The organism is Alienimonas chondri (assembly GCF_013036045.1).
GTDB lineage: Bacteria > Planctomycetota > Planctomycetia > Planctomycetales > Planctomycetaceae > Alienimonas > Alienimonas chondri.
Genome location: NZ_WTPX01000242.1, coordinates 1 through 4,544, shown reverse-complemented (window position 1 = coordinate 4,544; position 4,544 = coordinate 1). Strand labels below are relative to the sequence as shown.

Here is a 4,544-nt window from a genome sequence, read left to right as displayed (position 1 = left end):
GTGGAGGAGGACACGGGGGCGGTCATGGCGAGGTCCGTTCGGGAAGCGAGCAGCGGCATTCTACCGCTCCGGTCTGCCGCCGTCGGCCGGTAAGCTGTCGCTCCCGCCTCAACTCCCCCTGTCCGTCCCGGACCGCACATGCCTGCCCTCCCACACACGATCGCCACGACTCTGACGTTCGCGGCCGCCCTCGCCGCCGTCCTCCCGCATGCCGCCCAAGCGGACGAAAAGCTGGCGGGGAAGGCTTGTCGGTCGGTGCACCTGCGGTTGCCGGCGCCGAAAGCGGACGCGTTCTATCAGGAGATGACCGTTCGCCAGAGCGCCCCCGGCAGCTACTTCATGGCGTGCGGTTGGAATCGCGGGTATTTCGGCATCCAGGAGGCGGCGAACGGCTCGAAGCAGGCGTTGTTCAGCGTGTGGGAGCCGGAAGCCGGACAGAATCCCGAGCTTGTGCCGGAGGATCGCCGGGTCGAATTGCGGTCCAAAGGAGAGGATTCGATCGTCAAGCGATTCGGCGGCGAAGGCACGGGCGGGCAATGCTTTCTGCGGACCGACGCCGCCGATTGGCAGATCGGCGACACCTGCCGGTTCCTGGTGACCGCGGCGGTCGACAAGGACGAGTCCGGCGCCCCGATCGCCGGCCGGACGGCGTACACCGGGTACTACTCCCGGCACGCCGCCGGCGACGCCAAGCCCGGCCCGTGGACGAAGATGGCGACGTTCTCCACCCTCACCCCCACGAAGGCCGGCGAGTTCGAGTCCCTGCGGAGCTTCTATACGTTCGTCGAAGACTTCCGCCGCAACGGCGTGAGCCTGACGCAACGGCGGGCGGCGGAGTTCGGCGCCGGCTGGGCGCGTTCCGTGCCGACGGAGACCGACGGCGACGCCGCGGGGCGTTCGCGGTGGGTCGCCTTGAACCGCGCGCAGTTCACCGCGGACGGCAATCCGGCCCGCAACGTGAACGCGGAGACCCTGCCGGGCGAGACGCCCACGCAGGTCGGCCGGTTCACGCTCTCCACCGGCGGCGACACCCCGGAAAGCGCCGATAAACTCGGCGAAACGCTGACCCGGCCGACCTCCCTGGCCCGCATCGCCCCGCGTCCGCCGAGCGACCTGCCGATTGATTGAATCCGGGCCTCAGAGGGATCGGCGAGCCGGAGGGATGAACCCCCCGGCTCGCCAAGACCTCATTTGACGCCGGTCAGCGTGAAGGTCGGTTCGTCGTCCGCCGCCGCGGGGGACGGGCCGTCCAGCCAGCCGAGCGAGACGAGGAACTCGTCCGTCAGCCGCAGCGTGGCCTGATACGGCTTGTTGCCGCCGCGGAACTGATTAAAGAAGCCGTGGACGCCGTCGTCGAACATCGCCAGTCGGCAGTTCACGCCCTTCGCCCGGGCGACCTCGCAGAATAATTCGATTGACGCCGCGGGGACGGTCGTGTCCTTTTTGGATTGCAGCACGATCGTCGGCGGGTCGTTGGCGTCGAGGTGATGGATCGGGGAGAGGCGTTCGTCGCCGCCCTCCGGCAGGCCGCCTCTCATCCACTTATCGAACGTCGCCGTCTCCCCCTCCGGCGATTCGTAGGGGGCGCAGATCAGGCCGGGGTTGAACAGCAGCAGGGCGTCCGCGGTGCGAAAGCCTTCGGGATCGCCGGGGAAAGATTGAATGACTCCGCAGCAGGCGGCGAGGTGCCCGCCGGCGCTGCCCCCGCCGGCGGCGACGCGGTTCGGATCGACGCCGAACTCCGCGGCCCGCGACCGAAACGCATGCAGCGCCGCACGGGCGTCCTGCACGCACTCGACCGGCCCGGTGCCGTTGCGGCTCCTCACGCGATACTCGGCGACGGCGGCGACCATGCCCCGGTTCACCAGGTGCTTAGCCTGCGGGGCGAACTGACTGGGGCTGCCCCCGTTCCATCCCCCGCCGAAGTAGAAGACGACGGCCGGCCGGGGCTCCGCGTCCACGGGCCGCTCGTCCTTCCCGTCGGGCAGAAAGACGTGCAGTTTGAGGTCGACCGTATCGCCCGCCTTGGGGTTCTCGGCGGTTTTATAAACGAAGGCGGCGTCGGCCCCGTATTCCGGGACGACCTCCGCGGCGGAGGGAACCGCGACGGCGGCGAGCAGCAGGGCGATAGACATCGGCGAGGAGTCTCTGGAGGGAATGGCGAGCCGGGGGGTTTATCCCCCCGGGCCGGGGCGACCGAGTCTACCGCGGCTTCGTCGGCGGGGCGTCGGGGTCCGGAGGGACCAGCCCCCCGGCTCGCTTCATATTGCCGTCGTCGGTCGGCGGCAGAACGACGCCGTCCACGATCTCCGCGAGGGCGCCGGGCTGATCGGCGGTGTATCGGATCGCCCCCGCGATAGAACGCTCCGAGTGGAGATAACGATCGCTGCCGCCGGTCGTCCACCATTTCCGCACGCCGCACGCCCGCGACAATGCCGCTTGGGAACGCCCCTTCAATGTCCGCCGTACGCCCGGACCGTCATCAGGACAACCCGTTACGACGATGTGTACATGATTGTGCAAGACGGCCCCGCGGGTCAGGCGCCAGTCTTGTATAGCACAGCTCTCCGTCAGTGATTCAGCCGCCGCGATCGCTGTTTCGGGGGTGAGAAACGTCGTTTCGTGCGATTGCAACGCGCGGGCGCGACGGCGAGTTTCGGCTTTGCCGCCGCTGTAGGCCCGGCCGGGGCGGTTCTCCCGCGGTCGATATTCGCTCCGCTGATGAGCTCCGCCCTCGAAAAACGTGTTTGAGACGTGGCCTCTTGCATCCCCCGGCGGCCAACTGCCGTAGGTCGTCCAAGTGAGGAAGAGCGCAAACGGTTCGTCGGTCATTGAGATTCGTTGATGCCACTGCAAGCCGGGGGGTTTATCCCCCCGGACCAGGTCGAGTCGCAAGCTTCGACGGATCATGGCGCGACTCGCAAACCGGGGGGGATTGTCCCTTGAACAAGCGTTTTATTGCCGTCCGGTCGCCCCCGGTTCGCTTCGCTCACCGGTCCGGGGGGATGAACCCCCCGGCTCGCCAAGTCGATTCGATTGACGACGTTATCCCACGTCCGGCAGCGTCGTCCTCAACGCTTTTAGACCGCGACGCAGCAGGCCGGCGACGCTGGGGCCGGTGCGGTCCATCGCGGCGGCGATCTCCGCGGGCGATTCGCCGTGCAGATAATGGCGGGTGACGGCCTCCCGCTGATCCTCCGGCAAGGATTCCAGCGCCGAGGCCAGCCGCACCGCCCGTTCGTGGCGGGCGGCGCCGTGGCTGGGGGAGCTCACGTCCGCTTCCAATAGCCCGCCGAGTCGCAGTGAATCGGCGGCGAGCTTCTCCTCCGTGCTGCGGTCGCGGCGGACGTCGCGCTTCTCCCGCGTGTGATCGCGGGCCGCGTGCGTGATGACGCGGGCCAGGATCTGCCGCAGCCAGGCGCAGCGTTCGGCGTCCGTCGTGCCGCGGAACTGCTCTCGCGCCTCGTGAGCTTGAAGCAGGCTTTGCTGAACGACGTCCGAAGCGTCCAACCGGGTCTTCAGCTTGCCGTGCAGCCCGGTCCGGGCAAGGTGCCGCAGGTAGCCGCGGAACCGCTCGAAGTCGTCATCCATAAGGGGGAAGGGGGAGGGCGGAAGGCGGAGGGACGACGGAGGAGTCTAACGATCTCCCCGGCGCTCGTTCCTTCCGCCCTCCGCCTTCGTCCTTCCGCCTTGAAAATCATCGCCAGTCGAGCACCGCGAACAGACCCTCACGCTCCGCGAAGCGCCGGGGCAGGGTCGCGAGGCGGGCGCTGAGCCGGTCCCGCAGCACGCTGAGGATCAGCCCCGCGACGAACAACGCGGCGCCGCCGGCGGTCAGGCCCACGCCCAGCTTGATCTCCGCCCGATGCACGACGGAGTAGACGATGATCATCGCCGCCCCGGCCAGTCCGATCGACCCGCCCAGCGCCGGCGCCAGCGTCCGGGCCGACAGACCGAGGATCAGCAGCGACGCCGACGCCGCCGTCAGCCCCAAAGCGTCCCACACCCACGGATTCCCCTGGGCTTTCATCACGAACACCCCCGCCGCGGCGGGCAGCAGGACGAACAGCGTGCCGAACCACAAACCGACCGTCACCACGCCGCGCTCTTCGTCCCGCTGACGCTGCACCGCGTCCGTGACGAACAGATCAGCGGGCTCGTCGGTGGAAGTCAGATGCTCCTTCACCCGACCCGCGTGAGCGGCGGCGAGCATCGCGGCGCCCAACGCGATCGCTCCCGCTTCGAGCTTCCGCCCCAGCGGGATGTCCAACAGCAGGTTCGCTTCCAGCAAGACGAGGCCGCCCGCCAACCCGGCGAGCGTCCGGTGCAGCGTCTTCGCCCAGGCGATCGGGTGCAGCGAACCGCCCAACAGTCCCAGCCCCGTGACCGTCGCCAGCGAGGCGGCGTCCGCCCAAACCGGTTCGCCCAGCAGCGCCCCGATCCCCTTCAGCACGGCGACGAGCTGGGCGCCGGCTAGCACGGCGGTGCCGCACCGCAACGCGGTGGCGCCGGGACCGCGAGCCTCGTCGGCGGCGCCGACGCCC

The 4,544-nt window shown here is 69.2% G+C and carries 4 protein-coding genes and 1 pseudogene; 1 reads left to right on the top strand and 4 read right to left on the bottom strand.

The window, feature by feature from the left end; all coding sequences use genetic code 11:
- Nucleotides 1–138 precede the first annotated feature (138 nt).
- Nucleotides 139–1,128 carry a DUF3472 domain-containing protein gene (locus LzC2_RS20350; RefSeq protein ID WP_171189863.1) on the top strand — a complete coding sequence of 330 codons (990 nt, stop codon included), beginning with the start codon at nucleotides 139–141 and terminating at the stop codon, nucleotides 1,126–1,128.
- 59 nt (nucleotides 1,129–1,187) lie between these two features.
- Here the strand turns inward: LzC2_RS20350 and LzC2_RS20345 are convergent, their stop codons facing one another.
- The 4 genes and pseudogenes from LzC2_RS20345 to LzC2_RS20330 all read right to left on the bottom strand — a co-directional run.
- Complete coding sequence (locus LzC2_RS20345; RefSeq protein ID WP_171189862.1) at nucleotides 1,188–2,135, bottom strand: alpha/beta hydrolase; 948 nt, start codon at nucleotides 2,133–2,135, stop codon at nucleotides 1,188–1,190.
- Nucleotides 2,136–2,202: 67 nt separating this feature from the next.
- Nucleotides 2,203–2,832, bottom strand: coding sequence for a hypothetical protein (locus tag LzC2_RS20340; protein WP_171189861.1), 630 nt, complete (start codon nucleotides 2,830–2,832; stop codon nucleotides 2,203–2,205).
- Between the two features lie 213 nt (nucleotides 2,833–3,045).
- Nucleotides 3,046–3,591, bottom strand: coding sequence for a sigma-70 family RNA polymerase sigma factor (locus LzC2_RS20335; RefSeq protein WP_171189860.1), 546 nt, complete (start codon nucleotides 3,589–3,591; stop codon nucleotides 3,046–3,048).
- 106 nt (nucleotides 3,592–3,697) lie between these two features.
- Nucleotides 3,698–4,544 (bottom strand): annotated as a pseudogene (locus LzC2_RS20330) (hypothetical protein); the annotation flags it as partial.